Genomic DNA, 17,776 nt, shown 5'->3' on the forward strand with positions numbered 1-17,776 from the left:
GTGGGGCACACTGGGGGCATGCTGAAGAACGTGGCCGCGGTGCTGCTGGACGGGGTGCACCCGTTCGAGCTGGGTGTGGTGTGCGAGGTGTTCGGGATCGACCGGAGCGACGAGGGGCTGCCGGTGTACGACTTCGCCGTGGTGAGTGCCGAGGGCCCCGCCCTGGGCACTCACTGCGGGTTCACCGTGCACACGCCGCACGGACTGGAGCGGCTGGAGGAGGCCGATCTGATCGCGGTGCCGGCCGGTGACACGTACGCGACGCGGGAGTACCCGGAGGAGATGCTGGACGCGCTGCGGCGGGCCGTCGGCCGCGGGGCGCGGGTGCTCAGCGTCTGCTCCGGGGTGTTCGTGCTGGCCGCCGCCGGCCTGCTGGACGGGCGGCGCTGCGCGGTGCACTGGCACCACGCCGAACAGCTCGCCCGGCGCTTCCCGCGGGTCGAGGTCGAGCCGGACGTGCTGTACGTCGACGAGGACCCGGTGATCACGTCCGCCGGCACCGCCGCCGGGATCGACGCCTGTCTGCACCTGGTGCGCAAGGAGCAGGGCCCGGAGGTGGCCAACAAGATCGCCCGGCGGATGGTCGTACCGCCGCACCGGGACGGCGGGCAGGCGCAGTACATCGAGCGGCCGCTACCCAAGGGGCCGTGCGACACCGTCGGGGAGGTGCTCGCCTGGATGGAGGGGAACCTCGACCAGGAGGTCACCGTCGACCAGTTGGCCGCCCGCGCCCACATGGCCCCGCGCACCTTCGCCCGCCGGTTCCAGCAGGAGACGGGGACCACCCCGTACCGCTGGATCCTGCGCCAGCGGGTGCTGCTGGCGCAGGAGTTGCTGGAGCGGACGGACGAGACCGTGGACGCGATCGCCGGGCGGACCGGCTTCGGTACGGCGGCCGCGCTGCGCCACCACTTCGTCGGCGTGCTCGGCACCACCCCGCAGGCCTACCGGCGCGCGTTCCGGGGCCCGCGGGCCGCCTGAACACGCGCCGGCGGGCATGGGCGCCTACCAGGGCCGCGCCGTCAGCAGCAGCTTGTGCGGCCGCAGCGTGATGCCCACCCGGGTGCTGTCGTTCGATCCGCCGACCTGCTCGAACCGGTACTTCGCCGAGACCGCCGCGGTGATCAGGCTCAGCTGGGTCATCGAGAAGTGGTCGCTGGGGCACTTGCGGTTGCCCACGCTGAACGGGCTCATCGCGTACTTCGGCACCTCCCCCGCCCGCTCGGGCAGCCAGCGGTCCGGGTCGAAGTCGAGGTGGCGGGCGTACGAGCGGGGGTCGCGCTGGACGGCGTACGGGCTGTAGACGATGTCCGCCCCGGCCGGAATGCGATAGCCACCGAGCGCGGTGTCGGTCACCGCCCGCCGCGTGAGAATCCATACGGCGGGACGCAACCGCATCGCCTCGACGACGACATTGTTGGTGTGCGTGAGCCGGCGCACGTGCTCGAATCCGACGGGTTGGCCGCCGGTCACGGATTCGACCTCGGCGCGCACCTTCTCGGCGTGTTCAGGATGTGCCGCGAGCACCTCCAGCAGCCACATGATCGTGGAGGCGACTGTTTCGCTTCCCGGGGTGAGTATCGCGACCACCTGGTCGTGGATCTCCTGTTCCCCGATGGGCTCGCCATTGTCGTCCTTCGCCGCCAGCAATGCCGTCAGCAAATCGTCCGGCTTTTGACCAGATGCCCTGCGCTCGGCGACGATCTCGTCGACCAGCAGATGCAAATCGGCCAGTGCCCGGTTGAATTCGCGGTTGGCCGGGAACGGCAGCCGGTACAGCGGCCCGAGCGGGATCACCATCCGGCGGTACATCCCGCGGAAGACGGTCGCGAGGTCGACGCTCAGCCGCTCGGCCCGCTCGTCCATGTACTCGCCGCGCAGCAGGCAGCGGGCCGCGATCCGCACGGCGACCCGGAACGACTCGGAGGTGCAGTCGATGGTCTCCCCCGGCCGCCAGCGCTCGGTCAGCGCGTGCGCCTCCTCCTCCATGACCGGCCCGTACGCGGGGATCGCGTCCTGCCGGAACGCCGGCTGGATGGTGCGCCGCTGGCGCCGGTGGCGCGGCCCGTTGGCGGTGGCCACGCCCTCCTTGCCGAGCAGGCCCTCCAGCGACTCCCACAGCGGTCCGTCGATCTTGTAATCGGTGCTGAGCGCGAGCGCGCCGGTCAGCTCCGGCGTGGTGACCGCGTACACCGTCTTGGGGCCGAGTTTCAGGCGCACGACGTCCCCGTGCTCCCGCAGCCCGGACATGAAGGCGAGCGGGTCGCGGACCAGTTTCAGGCCGTGTCCGAGGACCGGCACCGCGCCGCCCGCGAGGGGCGCCTCCCGCGGTGCGCACGTCTCCTCGGTCACGGGCTTCACAGACTCGACGGTCATTTCTCACCTGCCGCTTCGTTGTTGACGTACGGGGGCGTGGACCGGTCGTCCCAGCTGTCGACCATGTACCGGCCGGACTCGTGGTGGAACCAGTAGACGGAGCTGAACCAGTTCCGCATATTGCCGACGCAGGCGCGCACGGCGGCGCTCAGTTCCTTTCCGTACACCGTGCCGTCGGCGAGACGGTCGGCGAAGAGTAACGCGTCCTGTTCCGCGTCCAGGAATTCGCTGATGCATTCCTCGACCCGGCGCCGTACCGCGTCCACGGCTTCTTCCAGGGTCATTCCCTCATGGGTGACGAGGCTGATTCCGAGATTGTGCACCTCGTCGCCCGCTATTTCCTTCGGCAGCGAGCAGAGGTCGTTGTACCAGGCGGCGAATTCCTGGCTGAGCAACGCCGGACGGCGATATGCCGGGTGTTTCCGCACGGCGTCCGGGAGTTCGCACCCGGCGCTCGGCTCCAGCAGGTCCGTCCATATCCAGTGCGCGAAGGTCAGGCGCCGCAGGGCGAGGTATTCCTCGACTCCGGGTATGTAGCCCTCGACGCGGTTGCGGAACTCGCGGTCGTACGCCTCGATCACCGCGTGGAAGTGCCGGGCGAAGCGGCGGCCCCAGGTGTGCGGCAGGAAGCCGTACAGCCGCAGCACGCCGTCCGCGAACCCGGCGACCAGCGGGTCCGGGTGGCGCAGGTGGTGCCGGGGGGCGTCGAGCGCGGTGTGCAGCCGGTACCTGAGCCGCCGCCAGTCCGCCGCCCGGCCGTGCACGATGTCGCGGTCGTGCCGGTCGTCCCAGACGAAGAACCAGGCGCTGTAGTCGGCGATGGCCTGCAGGACGTCGTCGGGGGCGCCCAGGTAGTACCCCGCCATGAGGTCCGTGTAGCACAGACCGTCGGCATATTCCTCCACCTTGTCCGCCGGCATGAGCCGCTTTTCGAGCAGCCACAGCCGGGTCTTCTCCTGCAACTTGGGCCAATACGGGTGCAGTTGCCGAGGAAAGGCGGACTCGATCACCGGGAGTGCCAGCGAGGGTGGGACTACCGCCGTCGTAGGCGTCGATGTGGTGCCGTGTGGGAAAGCATGCACGTACAAACCCCTCTCAGCCGCCAGGAGCGCACACCCCTACCGCTGTGCCGGACGTGCGCGTTGCGTATCCCCGCACTTACATTCAGCACCACAACTGACCGGTCTGGGAACGGATTTGCTCCACTCACTACCCCAAGGTGCCGAGAAACCCCCCTTGTGTGACTGATTAACGAGCCCCAGGGGTACGGAACTGACCCGCCCGGCCCGGCAGTACGAAGGCGCCCGGCCGGGAGGGATCCCGGCCGGGCGCCCCGGCGTCACACGTGTCCGCTAGTCGTTGGCGACCACGGGGTAGCGTGGCTCGTTCTCGGCCATCTGCCGCAGCGCGTCCTTGCGGTCGCGCTTGGACAGCCGGTCGATGTACAGGTAGCCGTAGAGGTGGTCGGTCTCGTGCTGCAAACAGCGCGCGAAGTACCCGGTGCCGCGCACCTTGACCGGGTTGCCCTTCTCATCCTGGCCGGTCACCTCGGCGTAGTCGGGACGCGCGAGCGGGGCGTACGCCGTCGGGACGGACAGGCAGCCCTCGTTGCTGTCGTCGAGGCTGCGCCGCTCGGCCGGCAGGTCGACCAGCCTGGGGTTGCAGACCACGCCGACGTGCCGGGCGCCGTTGTCGTCCTGGCAGTCGTAGACGAAGACCTTCAGACCGACGCCGATCTGGTTGGCGGCCAGACCCACGCCCTCGGCGGTGCGCTGGCTGGCGAACATGTCGGCGACCAGCTGCTGAAGCTCCTCGCCGAACTCGGTGACGTCCCCGCACTCCGTGTGCAGCACCGGGTTGCCGACGACCGTGATCGGCCGCGAGGTGCCACGCTCCCGCCAGCCGGCCTCGCGCTCCTCGCAGTCCTCCGTGTCGACGACGTACCCCTCGTCATCCACGGGGAGCACGCCCACGTGCTGCTGATCGGTGTCCTGCTGCGCCATGACCGACGTACGCCTTCCTGCACAAAAAACGAGGTGAAGTTGCTGATACAGGGTACGTGGACGCGCCCCATAGGGGCGCGGGACTGTGCCGATGTGCGGCTCCGCCGCGTGGGCGCGACCAACCACGACGGCGCCGCACCCGGCATCGAAAGCTCAGCAAACCTCTTCGAGATCCCGCCAGTCCCGGGAGTCAGGACTATCCGCCACCCACCCATCCAGCAACCCCCGAACCAGCGAAGCCGGCGCAGCCACCCCGCACTCCCGCTCAGGAACCCACAGCTGCCCGTCCGTGCGGTGCCCCAGCGGCCCCGGATGCCCCGGCTCACTGTGGTCGTGGGGGTCCAGGTGCACCCCGTCGCCCTCGTCCGACGGCATCCGGGACTCGCTGCACATCCGGCACAGCAGCCGCACCGAGGACGACCAGTCCTCCGCCGCGAACCCGGCGTCGGCCGCCAGCTGCTCCAGCGCGTCGCGGTCCGCCTCGGTCGCCGCCTCCAGCAGCACCACCCAGGTCGGCACGGGCGAGGGCGCCCACAGCTCGATCTCGTCGAACACCGGGTAGGTGTGCCCGGCGGACGTCGTGCGCTCGCCGTGCGGGACCCCGTCGTGCAGCACGACCTCTCCCCAGCGGCGCCCGGAGGAGGGCAGCGGGATGGACAGCACCTCCATCCGCGCGGGGTCCAGCCTGCGGCCCCACACGACCTCGGCCTCGCCCTCCGGGGACAGCCGTACGGCCGCGCTGCCCAGGTCCATGCCGAGGGGCTCACCGGGCGCGGTGGTCCCACCGGGCACCTTGAGGCCGTACGCCTGCCAGGCGCGGCGGGCCAGCGGCCAGTCCTGCAGGGCGGTCGCGGCGATGCCCACGTTCCACCAGTCGGGGGCGCCGGCCTCCCGGTCGAGCAGAGCGACCGCGCGCAGTCCGGCGGCGCGCGCCTGCTCCCAGTCGTGCCGGAACTTGTGCAGCAGCGCCAGGTTGAACCAGGACTCCGACAGCCAGGGTTCCAGGTCGGCGGCGCGGGTCAGCAGCTCGCCCGCGTCCTCGTACCGGCCGTCGCCGATGAGCGTGAACGCCCGGTCGGTGGCCTGCCGCCAGGAGGCGGAGGGCCGGTGCCGTCCCTTGCCGAAGATCCTCACGATTCCCGCCTGCCAGTTCCAGTTTCCACACCTTGGGCTGGCTTGTGCCCCCGAACACCATCTCCCTCGCATCCAACCACGTACGACGGGACGGGCGCTCATTACCCATGGGTTACCCAGCCTGCTCCCACGGGCCACCGTGCCTGCTCCCATGGGACTACCCCGCCCGCGGCATGGTCAGCCGGTCCCGGGCGAGGACGCGGGCCAGTGCGTCCACGACGTCCGGAGCGTAATCCGCGGCGGTGGCCAGGCGCAGCTCCTCCAGGGCCGTCAGGGGTCCCTCGGGGTCGGCGTCGCGGGCCTTCTCCTCGTAGGCGTTCACCGCGCGCACGATCCGCGCGGCGACCGGCTGCTCCCGGTAGGGGTCGGCCTGCCGCTCCACGACGACGGCGACCTCGGCGTCCACCCCGGTCTGCCGTACGACCGCGCCGCCGAGGAGCGCGATGCGGCGCTGCTCCTGCGCCGGGAGGCCGGCGGTGGCCCCGGCCGGGACCGGGTCGAGGAGGCTGAGCTGGCCGATGTCGTGCATGAGGGCCGCGTACTCCAGGACGGTCAGTTCGGGCCGGCTCAGGCCCAGGTCCCGGCCGACGGCCAGGCCGAGGGCGGCGACGCGGCGGGCGTGCCCGGTGGGGGTGTAGCCGGCTATCTCGGTGGCCCGCGCGAGGGACGCGATGGTCTGCCGGTAGGTGGCGCGTACGGCGGCGTACCGGCGGATCGACAGCTGGGTGAGCAGCAGGGGCAGGCAGAACACTGGCAGGGCCCAGAGGCCGACGACGGCGACCCCGAGCGCGATGACGGCGCCGGTGGCGCACACGGCGGACCCGATGCCGTACAGCCCGCGCAGTTCGTCGCGGAGCAGCGGGAGGAACGGCCAGCGCGTGCGGGAGTGGGCGAGGGCGGCGGCGAGCACGGCGTCGCACAGGGCGGTGAGCAGCAGGAGCGCGACGAGCAGCAGGGCGTAGGCGTGACCGCTCCAGCGGTCGAACCCGCCCCGGTTGTAGAGGGGTTGGAAGCAGACGGCGGCGAAGCCGACGGTGAGGACGCGGCGGGCGAGATGGTCGAGGGTCGGGCTGCTGCCGCGCCAGATGTGCGGCACGCTGCCGAGCAGGGAGGCGGCGAGGACGACAGTGACCACCTGGGTCGCGCCGTGCAGGGTGGGCTGTCCGGCGTCGGCGCCCAGCAGCGCGTACGACAGCGAGCCGGCGGTGCCGAGGGGCGCGGCCTGACGGGGCCGGTCCCCGGTCCAGCGGGTCAGCTCGCCGACGGCGATGAGCACGCCGAAGGCGAGCGCGATGCCGCCCTGCTCGACGCCGCACCACAGGACGGCGGCGAGGCAGGCGGCGGCCGTGAGCGCGGCGCAGGCGTGGATGAGCCGCAGCGGCGTCACCGGGGTGCCCCGGTGGTGCTGGTGTCCGCGCGCGCCGCGGGAACGGCGCCCGGCGGCTCGTCGGCGGTGACGGCGGGGTGCCAGCCGTACCGGTCGAGGGCGCGGGTGAGGGCGGTGACCACGCGCGGGTCGAACTGGGTCCCGGCGCACCGCTCCAGTTCGGCGAGCGCCGTCTCGACGGGCCGGGCGCGGCTGTAGGAGCGGGTGGAGGTCATGGCGTCGAAGACGTCGGCGACGGCGACGATCCGGGCGCACTCGGGGATCTGGGTGCCGACGAGGCCGTACGGGTAGCCGCTGCCGTCGAGCCGTTCGTGGTGGTGCAGGATCGCCGCGCGGGCCTCGCCGAGGAAGGAGATGCCGCGCACCATCTCGTGGCCGTACTCGGGGTGGAGTTCGATGATCCGCCGTTCCTCGGGGGTGAGCGGCCCGTTCTTGCGGAGCAGCCGGGTGGGCACGCCGAGCTTCCCGACGTCGTGCAGGATGCCGGCGAAGCGGAGCACTTCGACGCGTTCGCCGTCCATGCCGAGTTCGCGGGCGATCAGCACGGAGGCGTGGCCGACGCGTTCGCTGTGGCCGCGGGTGTAGCCGTCCTTGATGTCGACGGCCTGGACGAGTGCGCGGATGGTGGCCTGGTGGGCGGCGCGTTCGCGGTGGTACTGGGCGAACACCCAGCAGGAGACGCACATCGGCAGCAACACGAGCAGCGCGGAGACCGGGCCGTAGGGGCTGCGCCAGAGCACGGCCATCATCAGTCCGGCGAGTCCGTGCACGGCGACCGGGGCGAGGGAGCGGGAGAGCAGTCCGCGCCAGGCCCGCCGGGCCGGCACGCCGACGGCGAGCACGAGGATGCCGCCGTCGAGTGCGGCGAGCACCAGGCAGAAGGCGAGGACGGCCGCGCCGGCGGGCACGAGGACGTACGGGAAGGCGGGCGCGACGACGGCGTCCCGGCCGCCGAGCGCCCAGTGCACCCGGGCTGCGGCCCAGACGGCGAGCACCTGTTCGGCGGTCCGCCACACCCGCCGCACGGGCGCCTCGCGGGGTCCGGCCGGCGGGAGCAGGGCGGCGGGCAGCGGGACGAGGGCGGCGGCCGGCGGGGGCAGCAGGAAGGCTCCGGCGAGCAGGACGGGGTAGAACGTGCCGCCGGCGCGGCGTCGTACGACGTGTTCGCAGGCCGCGTACAGCGCGGCGAGCAGCGCGAGCGCCCACCAGCGCGTGTGGGTGCCCGGGAGCGGCCACAGGCAGCAGCCGGCCGGCAGGGCGACACAGGCCACGTAGGCGCGCGCGCGTGCCGGAACCGCCTCCATCGCACCTCCCCCGACCGTGCCTGTCAGGCTCGGAGCCTAGGACGGGAACCGGGGGTGCGGGGCGTATGAGCCGAGGATTAGCGCATTCGGGTGACGGGTCCCCGTGCGGGGCCCCGGCTGGGGTCGCTCAGGACTCCCGGAGCGGCGCTCAGGACTCCTGGGGTGTGGCCGTCACGTCGTGGTCCGGCACGGCCTGGCCGGAGCGGATCAGGTCGAGCCGCCCCATGACCTTGGCGCGCAGGTCGGCCGGTACGTCGTCGTGCCCGCAGCAGCGCTTGACCAGCTTCTTCACGGCCTGCTCCAGGCCGTACTTCTCCAGGCACGGCGAGCATTCCTCGAAGTGGTGCTGGAACTTGTCGCGATCGACGTCCGGCATCTCGCTGTCGAGGAACTCGTACAGATGGTCGAGGACCTCACTGCAGTCCGTCTCGTGCGGCTCTCCGCAGCTCATGAGCCCGAGCCTTTCGCTTCGTTCGACTCTCCCGCGCCGGCCGGGACCAGTCCGCGCTCACGGGCGTAGTCCTCCAGCATGCCGCGCAGCTGGCGGCGGCCCCGGTGCAGCCGGGACATCACCGTACCGATGGGTGTCCCCATGATGTCCGCGATCTCCTTGTACGCAAAGCCCTCTACGTCCGCGAGGTAGACGGCGATGCGGAACTCCTCGGGGATCGCCTGCAGCGCTTCCTTCACGTCCGAGTCGGGCAGGTGGTCCAGCGCCTGCGACTCGGCGGAGCGCAGACCCGTCGACATGTGCGACTCGGCACGCGCGAGCTGCCAGTCCTCGATCTCCTCCGCCGCGCTGCGCTGGGGCTCGCGCTGCTTCTTGCGGTAGGAGTTGATGAAGGTGTTGGTCAGGATCCGGTACAGCCACGCCTTGAGGTTGGTGCCCTCGCGGAACTGGTGGAAGGACGCGTACGCCTTGGCGTAGGTCTCCTGCACCAGGTCCTCGGCGTCGGCCGGGTTGCGCGTCATGCGCAGCGCGGCCGAGTACATCTGGTCGAGGAATTCGAGCGCGTCCCGTTCGAAGCGCGCGGTGCGCTCCGCGCTCGACTCCGGGCTGTCGCCCCGGCCCTCGGGCAGCTCCGCCTGGCCGTTGTCGGTCCCTGCGTCGGTACCGGGAACCGGACCCACCTCCTCCAGTGTGGTCGTGGGACCGAAGCCGACCCCACTCGAATCGGAGGATAGACGACGATCCGTCCCCGCCGCCCCTCGAATAGGCGCGGTCTTGGCCGCGTGCAGCACCGTCCAGTCCAGGTCGGTACGGCTGCTGCGGGGCGAATCAGGCGCCGCCGGGCGTAGCCCGTCCACGGGGTGGTGGCGGGTGACGGGCGGGCAGGCGGTCGAACCCATGCGGCGGACTTCCTCTCCTACGACGTCGGTGCCGGTGCCTCAGCACGTCTTGTCCGCCACAACAGCGTGCCGCCGCCCGGCATTCCCGGGGGCTACCCGAGTGACGCGATCCACTGCGTGACGGCGTCCGTGACGAGGTCCAGGGCCCGGTCCTGGGTGATCTCCGCGCGCTTGGGGACGGTGAAGCCGTGATCGCCGTACGGCACCTCGGTGAGCTCGAACCGTCCGTCGGGGAACTCGTCCGGCCTGCCGAAGGGGTCGTTGCCGCCCTGGACGACCAGGGTGGGCACCCCTGCCCCGAGCAGCTCGTCGGCGCGGGACTTCTCCGGCTTGCCGGGCGGGTGCAGCGGGAAGCTCAGGGCGAGCACCGCGTGGGCGCCGAGTTCGCCGGCCGTACGGCAGGCGACGCGGGCGCCGGCGCTGCGGCCACCGGAGATCACCGGCAGGCCCGGCCGGGCGAGCGCGGGCCAAATGCCGCGCCAGCCGGTGTCGAGGGTCTTCGGTGCGGGTGCGACCTTCTTGCCGGCGACCCGCCAGGGCTGTTCCACGAGGGCGACGCTCACGCCGTGCGCGGGGAGGGTCCGGGCGAGGGCCTGGAGGTCGCGGGCCTCGATGCCGCCGCCGGCGCCGTGGCTGACGGCTAGCACGAGGCGGGCCTTCTCCGCCCGGTGCCAGGTGATGCGGGCGGTTCCGGCGTCGGTGTCCGCGGTTTCCGTTGTCACGCTGGTCCCGGCGGCTTCTTCTGTCACGTCTGTCACGTCAGAACAGTGTGCCGACTTCCGGTGCCGTCAGCTCGTTCATCAGCTCCGGGCCGTTGTTGCGGACGTTGCTGACGGCCGTGGACACCGGGAAGGCGCGCATCAGGCCGGGCGGGGGCGGGGCCAGCAGTTCGCGCAGGTCGTCGGGGTCGGTGCGGGAGGGGTCGAGCCAGGCGTCCCAGCGGTCCGGGGTGAGCATCAGCGGCATCCGGGGGTGGATGTCCGCCAGGGCGTGCGGGCCGTCGGCGGGGGCGATGGCCAGCGGGGTCTGCTCGGCCTCGGTGGTGATCACCGAGCAGGTCACCCACCAGGCCTGCGGATGATCATCGGGCAGGGTCCGGTCCCGCCAGAACTCGTACAGCCCGGCCATCGCGAACACCGAGCCGTCGGCGGGCAGCACGAAGTACGGCTGTTTGCGCGGCCGCTTCTTCTTGCCCTCGACCTCCAGTTCGCGCTCCTGCCGGCCGGTGACCCACTCGTAGTAGCCGTCGGCGGGGAGGAGGCAGCGCCGGGCGGCGAAGGCACGACGGTAGGCCGGCTTCTCGTGCACGGTCTCCGCGCGCGCGTTGATCATCCGGGCGCCGCCCTCGGGCGACTTGGCCCAGGAGGGGACGAGCCCCCACTTCAGCTTGCGCAGCTGGCGAACCGGAGCCGGGGCGTCCGCGTCTTTCAGGGGACGGTCCAGAACGGCGTAGACCTCCTTGGTCGGAGCCACGTTGTAGTCCGGTTCCAGGGTCTCCTCGGGTTCCCACCTCTCGATCTCGAAGATTCCCGCGAGATCTTCGGGCCTACGACTGGATGCATACCGTCCGCACATACGTGCCACACTGCCAGACTCGGTCCGGAGCACAGGGAGCAACCGACGAACATGGACAGCACAGCCGCCACCGCGCTGCCCGATCTCTGGGACCGTCTCACCGGCACCCAGCCCGACCCCGATCTGTGGGTGGTGCTCGTCACGCTGGCCGCCGCGCTCGCCGTCGTCGTACCGCATCCGCTGTGGCGCCTGTCGCGCAACGCGATCACCATCGCGCACGAGGGCGGGCACGGGCTGGTCGCGCTGCTCACCGGCCGGCAGCTCACCGGCATCCGCCTGCACTCCGACACCAGCGGCCTCACCGTCAGCCGCGGCAAGCCGCATGGGCTCGGCATGATCCTCACCGCGGCCGCCGGTTACACGGCCCCGCCGCTGCTGGGTCTGGGCGGCGCGGCCCTGCTCGCCGCCGGGCGCGTCACGCTGCTGCTGTGGGTGGCGACGGCCTTGCTGGTGGTGATGCTGGTGATGATCCGGAACGCGTACGGGGTGCTGACGGTCGTCGTGACGGGCGGCGCGTTCCTACTGGTGTCGTGGCTGGCGGGGCCGCAGGTGCAGGCGGCGTTCGCCTACGTGGTGGTGTGGTTCCTGCTGTTCGGCGGGGTGCGTCCGGCGTTCGAACTGCAGGCCAAGCGGTCCCGCGGGGGTGCCGGGGACTCGGACGCCGACCAACTCGGCCGCCTCACGCACGTACCGGCGGGGCTGTGGCTGTTCCTGTTCCACGCGGTGTCCGTGTGCTCGCTGATCGGCGGAGGGCGCTGGCTGCTGGAAGGTTGACGGCGACCGCTCCTTATAAAGTGGCCCCATGGCCCCGAACACCGCCCACACCGCCCTCTGGCCCGCACCGCTCGCGAGCGGAGCCGTCGACGCGACCGTCCACGTGCCGGGGTCCAAGTCGGTCACCAACCGCGCCCTCGTGCTGGCCGCCCTCGCCTCCGAGCCGGGCTGGCTGCGCCGCCCGCTGCGCTCCCGCGACACCCTGCTGATGGCGGGTGCGCTGCGCGCGATGGGCGTCGAGATCGAGGAGACCGTCTCGTCCAGCTCCACCGTCGCGGGCGGCCCGAACGGCAGCGGCGAGGCCTGGCGGGTCCTGCCGACGGGCCTGCACGGCCCGGCCACGGTGGACGTCGGCAACGCCGGCACCGTGATGCGCTTCCTGCCGCCGGTGGCCGCCCTGGCCGACGGCCCCATCCGGTTCGACGGCGACCCGCGGTCGTACGAGCGTCCCCTGCACGGCGTGATCGACGCGCTGCGCGCCCTCGGCGCGCGGATCGACGACGACGGCCGGGGCGCGCTGCCGCTGACCGTGCACGGCGGCGGTGCCCTGGACGGCGGGCCGGTGTCGATCGACGCCTCCTCGTCGTCCCAGTTCGTCTCGGCGCTGCTGCTGTCCGGCCCACGCTTCAACCAGGGCGTCGAGGTCCGGCACACCGGCGCGACCCTGCCGTCCCTGCCGCACATCCGGATGACGGTGGACATGCTGCGCGCCGTCGGCGCCCAGGTGGACACCCCGGAGTCCGGCGGCGAGCCGAACGTGTGGCGCGTGACGCCGGGCGCGGTGCTCGGCCGGGACCTGACGATCGAGCCGGACCTGTCCAACGCCCAGCCGTTCCTGGCGGCCGCCCTGGTCACCGGCGGCAAGGTGCTGATCCCGGACTGGCCGGCCCGGACCACCCAGCCGGGTGACCGGCTGCGGGAGATCTTCACCGAGATGGGCGGTTCCTGCGAACTGACCGAGTACGGCCTGGAGTTCACCGGCTCCGGCGCCGTCCACGGCATCGACGTGGACCTCGGCGAGGTGGGCGAGCTGACCCCGGGCATCGCCGCCGTGGCCGCCCTCGCGGACTCCCCCTCCACGCTGCGCGGGGTGGCGCACCTGCGGCTGCACGAGACGGACCGGCTGGCCGCGCTCACCAAGGAGATCAACGAACTCGGCGGCGACGTCACCGAGACGGCCGACGGCCTGCACATCCGCCCGCGCGCGCTGCACGGCGGGATCTTCCACACCTATGAGGACCACCGTATGGCGACCGCCGGTGCGATCATCGGCCTGGCGGTCGACGGCGTACAGATCGAGAACGTGGCGACGACGGCGAAGACGCTGCCCGACTTCCCCGACCTGTGGACCGGGATGCTCGGGCAGTAGGGACGGGTCATGCGCCGCTACGGCAAGCACACCGACGAGGACGACATCCGCAGCCGCCCCAACCGCAAGGGCAACCGGCCGCGCACGCACATCCGGCCCAAGCACGAGGACGCGGCCGAGGGCATGGTCCTCACCGTCGACCGGGGCCGGCTGACCTGCCTCGTCGAGGACCGTACGGTCCTCGCGATGAAGGCCCGCGAACTGGGCCGCAAGGCGGCCGTGGTGGGCGACCGGGTGGCCCTGGTCGGCGACCTGTCCGGCAAGAAGGACACCCTGGCGCGGATCGTGCGCATCGAGGAGCGGACGTCGCTGCTGCGCCGTACCGCCGACGACGACGATCCCTACGAGCGGGTGGTCGTCGCCAACGCCGACCAGCTGGCCGTCGTCACCGCCCTCGCCGACCCCGAGCCGCGCCCGCGCCTGATCGACCGCTGTCTGGTCGCGGCCTTCGACGGCGGCCTGGAACCGCTGCTGGTGATGACGAAGTCGGACCTGGCGCCGCCGGACAAACTGCTGGAGCTGTACGGCGCGCTGGACATCCCGTACGTCGTCACCAGCCGCGAGGAGCTGGAGACCGGTGGCGCGGCGGACCGGGTGCGCGAGCACCTGGACGGCAGGATCACCGCCTTCGTCGGGCACTCCGGCGTGGGCAAGACGACGCTGGTGAACGCGCTGGTGCCCGAGGAGCGGCGCCGTACGACGGGACATGTGAACGCGGTGACGGGCCGCGGCCGGCACACCACGACGTCCGCGCTCGCCCTCCCCCTGGGCGCCGGGGACGGCTGGGTCGTCGACACCCCGGGCGTCCGTTCGTTCGGGCTCGCCCACATCGACCCGTCCCGGGTGATCCACGCCTTCCCGGACCTGGAGCCGGGCACCGAGGGCTGCCCGCGCGCGTGCAGCCACGACGAGCCGGACTGCGCGCTCGACGCGTGGGTGGCGGAGGGGCACGCGGACCCCGCGCGGCTGTACTCGCTGCGCCGGCTGCTGTCCACGCGGGAGCGCACGGAAGGCGACTGAGCACCGCGTTGTTTGCGGGGCCCCGGGTCCGGCAAGTGCATAATCGCACCGAGCCGGAGATCCGGATCTACGGGAGGACCGCACATGGCGTGGCTGCTGGTCATAGTGGCCGGGATGCTGGAGACCGGTTTCGCCGTGTGCCTGAAGCTCTCCCACGGGTTCACCCGGCTGTGGCCGACGGTCGCCTTCGCCTCGTTCGCGCTGGGCAGTTTCGGTCTGCTGACCCTGTCCCTGAAGCGGCTCGACGTCGGCCCCGCCTACGCGGTCTGGACCGGCATCGGCGCCGCGGGCACCGCCGTCTACGGCATGATCTTCCTCGGCGACCTGGTCTCCACCCTGAAGATCGTCTCGATCAGCTTCGTCATCCTGGGCGTGATCGGCCTCCAGCTGTCGGGGTCGGCCCACTAGATCCTGCCGGGGCCAGGGCGCCGAGTACGAGTTCGGCGACACTGCCGTCGGCCGGCGGTGCGGCGACGCAGGAGAGGCCGAGGCGGACGGCCAGTTCGCATGAGCGGGTCAGGCCGGCGGTGTCCCGCCCGACGGAGGCCACCGGGCCGGTCAGGGCGGCGGTATCCCGCCCGACGGCAGCCACCGGGCCGGTCAGGGCGGCGGTGTCCCGCCCGACGGAGGACGCCGGGCCGGTCAGGCCGGTGGTATCCCGGCCGACGGAGGACGCCGGGCCGGTCAGGGCGGCGACCGCGCGGTCCCGGACCATCCGCACGAAGTCGCCGGGCGAGGGCAGTGGCCTGTCCGCGCGGCGCTGCGCGGGTACGGCGGAGGCGGACGGCACGGCCGCGAGTGCCGGCGCCGGCAGGCGCTCGCTCCAGCAGCCGGTCAGCATGGCCCGGACCAGCGGGTTGCCGCGGGCGGCGGAGGCGGTCCACTCGGCGGTCGCCGCGAGCCGCTCCCGCGGTTCTGCGGAGCCGGCGAGGGCGCGGTCGACCCCGGCGAGATAGCCGTCGGCCTCCCGCCGCACCAGGGCGCGGGCCAGGCCGTCCTTGCTGCCGAACTCGTTGTACAGGGTCTGCCGTGACACCCCGGCCGCCGCGGCCACGTCCACCATCCGCACCGCCGACCACGCCCGGCGCGCGAGGGCCGCCGCAGCGGCGTCCAGCAACGACTCCCGGGCTCCAGGCATCATCGCCTCCCTGCGGGACGATCGGCTCTGCGCCCAGAGTTGACGGGGCGCCAGACCCTGTCAAGGGGCCCCGGGCCGCGAATCAGGGGGCGGCCGGGGCCGACTGCTCAGTGCGGGTCCGCTGTGGCCGATCGCGCGGTTCCCCGCGCCCCTGACGAGGCACGTAAGCACGTACGTAGCTGCGGGCATGCGTGCGCCAAGGGCGGCACGGGTGGGCGCAGCGGCACCCGGCGAGCGCCGGTGAGCGGACTCACCCCCGGCCGGCGACCGCAGGGGGACGCGCCCGCACCACCGCCCCCTGTAGCCCCGTACAACCCCGGACAGATACCGTTCCTCACATGCCGGACTACCTCGACGACCTCCGCCTCGCCCACGTCCTCGCGGACGCCGCCGACGCCGCCACCATGGCCCGCTTCAAGGCCCTCGACCTGAAGGTGGAGACGAAGCCGGACATGACCCCGGTGAGCGAGGCGGACAAGTCCGCCGAGGAACTCATCCGCGGCCAGCTCCAGCGCGCCCGCCCCCGGGACGCCATCCTCGGCGAGGAGTACGGCATCACCGGCACCGGCCCCCGCCGCTGGGTCGTCGACCCGATCGACGGCACCAAGAACTACGTCCGCGGCGTCCCCGTCTGGGCCACCCTCATCTCCCTGATGGAGGCGGGCGAGACCGGCTACCAGCCCGTCGTCGGCCTCGTCTCCGCCCCCGCCCTCGGCCGCCGCTGGTGGGCCGCCAAGGACCACGGCGCGTTCACCGGCCGAAGCCTGACCTCCGCCACCCGCATGCACGTCTCCCGCGTCGGCAGCCTCGCGGACGCGTCCTTCGCGTACTCCTCCCTCTCCGGCTGGGAGGAGCAGGGCCGGCTGAACGGCTTCCTCGACCTCACCCGAGAGGTGTGGCGCACGCGCGCGTACGGCGACTTCTGGCCCTACATGATGGTCGCCGAGGGCTCCGTGGACCTGTGCGCCGAACCGGAGCTGTCCCTGTGGGACATGGCCGCCAACGCGATCATCGTGACGGAGGCCGGCGGCCGCTTCACGGGCCTCGACGGCAGCCCGGGCCCGCACAGCGGCAACGCGGCCGCCTCCAACGGTCTGCTGCACGACGAGATGCTGGGGTATCTCAACCAGCGCCACTGAGCAGCACGGGACGCGTGCGCACGCCCTCAACTGGCCTCGCGCGCCCTCTTGTTGACTCTTCCTTTACCTGGCACTCTGAAGCCACCGCCCACTTGTGAACTTGTGAACCCCTGAACAATCAGGGACCAGGAGGTGGCCCCATCCCATGCTCGTCCGTGACGCCATGAGCACGGTGGTCCTCACCGTCGGCCCCGCACACACCCTCCGCCAGGCAGCCGCCCTGATGTCCGCCCGCCGGATCGGCGCCGCCATCGTCCACGACCCGGACGCCGGCGGCATCGGCATCCTCACCGAACGTGACATCCTCAACTCCGTCGGCCTGGGCCAGGACCCGGACACGGAGCCCATCCACGCCCACACCACCAACGACGTCGTCTTCGCCGCCCCGACCTGGACCCTGGAGGAGGCCGCCCGCGCCATGGCCCACGGCGGCTTCCGGCACCTGATCGTCCTCGACCGGGGCGAACCCGCCGGGATCGTCTCGGTCCGCGACATCATCCGCTGCTGGGCCCCGGCACGGGAGCCGGCAGCGGCCCACCTCCACGCCTCGGACTTTGTCTAAGTCGGGTTACGATCCAAAGTCACACCTATTCCCGACCTGGTCCCCCTTGCTGTTAGTCTGGTAGCCATGAGCGACCTTCTGGAACGGCTGCGTGGACGCGGATGGCGGATGACCGCACAGCGCCGCGTTGTGGCCGAGGTCCTGGACGGCGAGCACGTGCACCTGACAGCCGACGAGGTGCACGCCAGGGCCGTCGCCAAGCTCCCGGAGATCTCCCGGGCCACCGTCTACAACACGCTGGGTGAGCTGGTCACGCTCGGTGAGGTGCTTGAGGTCACCACCGACCAGCGCGCGAAGCGGTACGACCCGAACGCGCACCAGCCGCACCACCACCTGATCTGCGCCCGCTGCGGCTCGATCCGTGACGTCCACCCGACGGGCAACCCGCTCGCCGACCTGCCCGACTCCGAGCGCTTCGGCTTCACGGTGTCGAACGTCGAGGTGACGTACCGCGGGCTGTGCCCGACCTGCGCAAGCGCGTAAGAACGCCGTAGAAACGTCCCCCGGAGCACCGGAGCAATCGACTGAGGGCCGGAACCCATTTCTGGATTCCGGCCCTCGATCATCAGTAGCGGGGACAGGATTTGAACCTGCGACCTCTGGGTTATGAGCCCAGCGAGCTACCGAGCTGCTCCACCCCGCGTC

General features: G+C 72.1%; 19 protein-coding genes and 1 tRNA gene. 8 read left to right on the forward strand and 12 right to left on the reverse strand.

The annotated features are described in order from the left end of the window. Positions 1-18: 18 nt before the first annotated feature. Positions 19-981, forward strand: coding sequence for a helix-turn-helix domain-containing protein (locus DBP14_RS09980; RefSeq protein WP_129306682.1), 963 nt, complete (start codon positions 19-21; stop codon positions 979-981). A gap of 24 nt (positions 982-1,005) precedes the next feature. Here DBP14_RS09980 and DBP14_RS09985 read toward each other — a convergent pair whose 3' ends face one another. The 10 genes from DBP14_RS09985 to DBP14_RS10030 all read right to left on the reverse strand — a co-directional run bounded on the left by DBP14_RS09985 (position 1,006) and on the right by DBP14_RS10030 (position 11,129). Then, the gene (locus DBP14_RS09985; RefSeq protein WP_129306684.1) at positions 1,006-2,376 is read right to left on the reverse strand and encodes a cytochrome P450; all 1,371 of its coding nucleotides are present in this window, start codon (positions 2,374-2,376) and stop codon (positions 1,006-1,008) included. Then, positions 2,373-3,458 (reverse strand): epi-isozizaene synthase, encoded by a 1,086-nt coding sequence (cyc1, locus tag DBP14_RS09990; RefSeq protein WP_129306686.1) that lies wholly within the window; start codon positions 3,456-3,458, stop codon positions 2,373-2,375. The genes DBP14_RS09985 and cyc1 overlap by 4 nt, the downstream gene beginning before the upstream one ends. Before the next feature lie 270 nt (positions 3,459-3,728). After that, positions 3,729-4,379, reverse strand: coding sequence for a peptide deformylase (gene def / locus DBP14_RS09995; RefSeq protein WP_129306687.1), 651 nt, complete (start codon positions 4,377-4,379; stop codon positions 3,729-3,731). 153 nt (positions 4,380-4,532) lie between these two features. After that, positions 4,533-5,513 carry a hypothetical protein gene (locus tag DBP14_RS10000; RefSeq protein ID WP_129306689.1) on the reverse strand — a complete coding sequence of 327 codons (981 nt, stop codon included), beginning with the start codon at positions 5,511-5,513 and terminating at the stop codon, positions 4,533-4,535. Positions 5,514-5,670: 157 nt separating this feature from the next. Further along, positions 5,671-6,900 (reverse strand): HD domain-containing protein, encoded by a 1,230-nt coding sequence (locus DBP14_RS10005; RefSeq protein WP_129306691.1) that lies wholly within the window; start codon positions 6,898-6,900, stop codon positions 5,671-5,673. Then, positions 6,897-8,204: an HD-GYP domain-containing protein gene (locus tag DBP14_RS10010; RefSeq protein WP_129306693.1), complete on the reverse strand. Its 1,308-nt coding sequence runs from the start codon at positions 8,202-8,204 to the stop codon at positions 6,897-6,899. Before DBP14_RS10010 ends, DBP14_RS10005 begins: the two co-directional genes overlap by 4 nt. 148 nt (positions 8,205-8,352) lie before the next feature. Further along, positions 8,353-8,655: a mycothiol system anti-sigma-R factor gene (gene rsrA, locus DBP14_RS10015; RefSeq protein ID WP_129306695.1), complete on the reverse strand. Its 303-nt coding sequence runs from the start codon at positions 8,653-8,655 to the stop codon at positions 8,353-8,355. Continuing rightward, entirely contained in the window at positions 8,652-9,335 is a 684-nt protein-coding gene (sigR, locus tag DBP14_RS10020; protein WP_206739242.1) for an RNA polymerase sigma factor SigR, read from the reverse strand. Before sigR ends, rsrA begins: the two co-directional genes overlap by 4 nt. A gap of 311 nt (positions 9,336-9,646) precedes the next feature. Beyond that, the gene (locus DBP14_RS10025; protein WP_129306696.1) at positions 9,647-10,276 is read right to left on the reverse strand and encodes an alpha/beta family hydrolase; all 630 of its coding nucleotides are present in this window, start codon (positions 10,274-10,276) and stop codon (positions 9,647-9,649) included. A gap of 37 nt (positions 10,277-10,313) precedes the next feature. Beyond that, a complete protein-coding gene (locus tag DBP14_RS10030) occupies positions 10,314-11,129 on the reverse strand; it encodes an SOS response-associated peptidase (RefSeq protein ID WP_129306698.1) in 816 nt (271 codons plus the stop codon). A gap of 51 nt (positions 11,130-11,180) precedes the next feature. Between DBP14_RS10030 and DBP14_RS10035 the strand changes: the two genes are divergently transcribed. The 4 genes from DBP14_RS10035 to DBP14_RS10050 all read left to right on the forward strand — a co-directional run bounded on the left by DBP14_RS10035 (position 11,181) and on the right by DBP14_RS10050 (position 14,700). Then, on the forward strand, positions 11,181-11,903 hold the full coding sequence (locus DBP14_RS10035; RefSeq protein WP_129306700.1) for a M50 family metallopeptidase: 723 nt from the start codon (positions 11,181-11,183) through the stop codon (positions 11,901-11,903). A gap of 28 nt (positions 11,904-11,931) precedes the next feature. Further along, positions 11,932-13,272, forward strand: a complete 1,341-nt coding sequence (aroA, locus tag DBP14_RS10040) for a 3-phosphoshikimate 1-carboxyvinyltransferase (protein ID WP_129306702.1) — start codon at positions 11,932-11,934, stop codon at positions 13,270-13,272. Between the two features lie 9 nt (positions 13,273-13,281). Beyond that, on the forward strand, positions 13,282-14,292 hold the full coding sequence (gene rsgA, locus DBP14_RS10045; protein ID WP_129306704.1) for a ribosome small subunit-dependent GTPase A: 1,011 nt from the start codon (positions 13,282-13,284) through the stop codon (positions 14,290-14,292). Positions 14,293-14,376: 84 nt separating this feature from the next. Beyond that, a complete protein-coding gene (locus DBP14_RS10050) occupies positions 14,377-14,700 on the forward strand; it encodes a multidrug efflux SMR transporter (RefSeq protein WP_129306706.1) in 324 nt (107 codons plus the stop codon). Here the strand turns inward: DBP14_RS10050 and DBP14_RS10055 are convergent. Continuing rightward, the gene (locus DBP14_RS10055) at positions 14,654-15,430 is read right to left on the reverse strand and encodes a TetR/AcrR family transcriptional regulator (protein WP_241741206.1); all 777 of its coding nucleotides are present in this window, start codon (positions 15,428-15,430) and stop codon (positions 14,654-14,656) included. The genes DBP14_RS10050 and DBP14_RS10055 overlap by 47 nt on opposite strands. A gap of 338 nt (positions 15,431-15,768) precedes the next feature. Here DBP14_RS10055 and hisN point away from each other — a divergent pair, with 338 nt between their 5' ends. From hisN to DBP14_RS10070, 3 genes are all read left to right on the forward strand, one after another. Next, the gene (gene hisN, locus DBP14_RS10060) at positions 15,769-16,569 is read left to right on the forward strand and encodes a histidinol-phosphatase (RefSeq protein WP_129306710.1); all 801 of its coding nucleotides are present in this window, start codon (positions 15,769-15,771) and stop codon (positions 16,567-16,569) included. 145 nt (positions 16,570-16,714) lie between these two features. Next, positions 16,715-17,131, forward strand: coding sequence for a CBS domain-containing protein (locus tag DBP14_RS10065; RefSeq protein ID WP_129306711.1), 417 nt, complete (start codon positions 16,715-16,717; stop codon positions 17,129-17,131). 66 nt (positions 17,132-17,197) lie between these two features. Further along, positions 17,198-17,614, forward strand: a complete 417-nt coding sequence (locus DBP14_RS10070; protein WP_129306713.1) for a Fur family transcriptional regulator — start codon at positions 17,198-17,200, stop codon at positions 17,612-17,614. A gap of 86 nt (positions 17,615-17,700) precedes the next feature. On the opposite strand, the gene DBP14_RS10075 is transcribed toward DBP14_RS10070, so the two are convergent. Beyond that, a tRNA-Met gene (locus DBP14_RS10075) sits at positions 17,701-17,774 on the reverse strand. Positions 17,775-17,776: the final 2 nt, after the last annotated feature.

Origin of the sequence: Streptomyces sp. L2, from assembly GCF_004124325.1 — a bacterium.
Classification (GTDB): domain Bacteria; phylum Actinomycetota; class Actinomycetes; order Streptomycetales; family Streptomycetaceae; genus Streptomyces.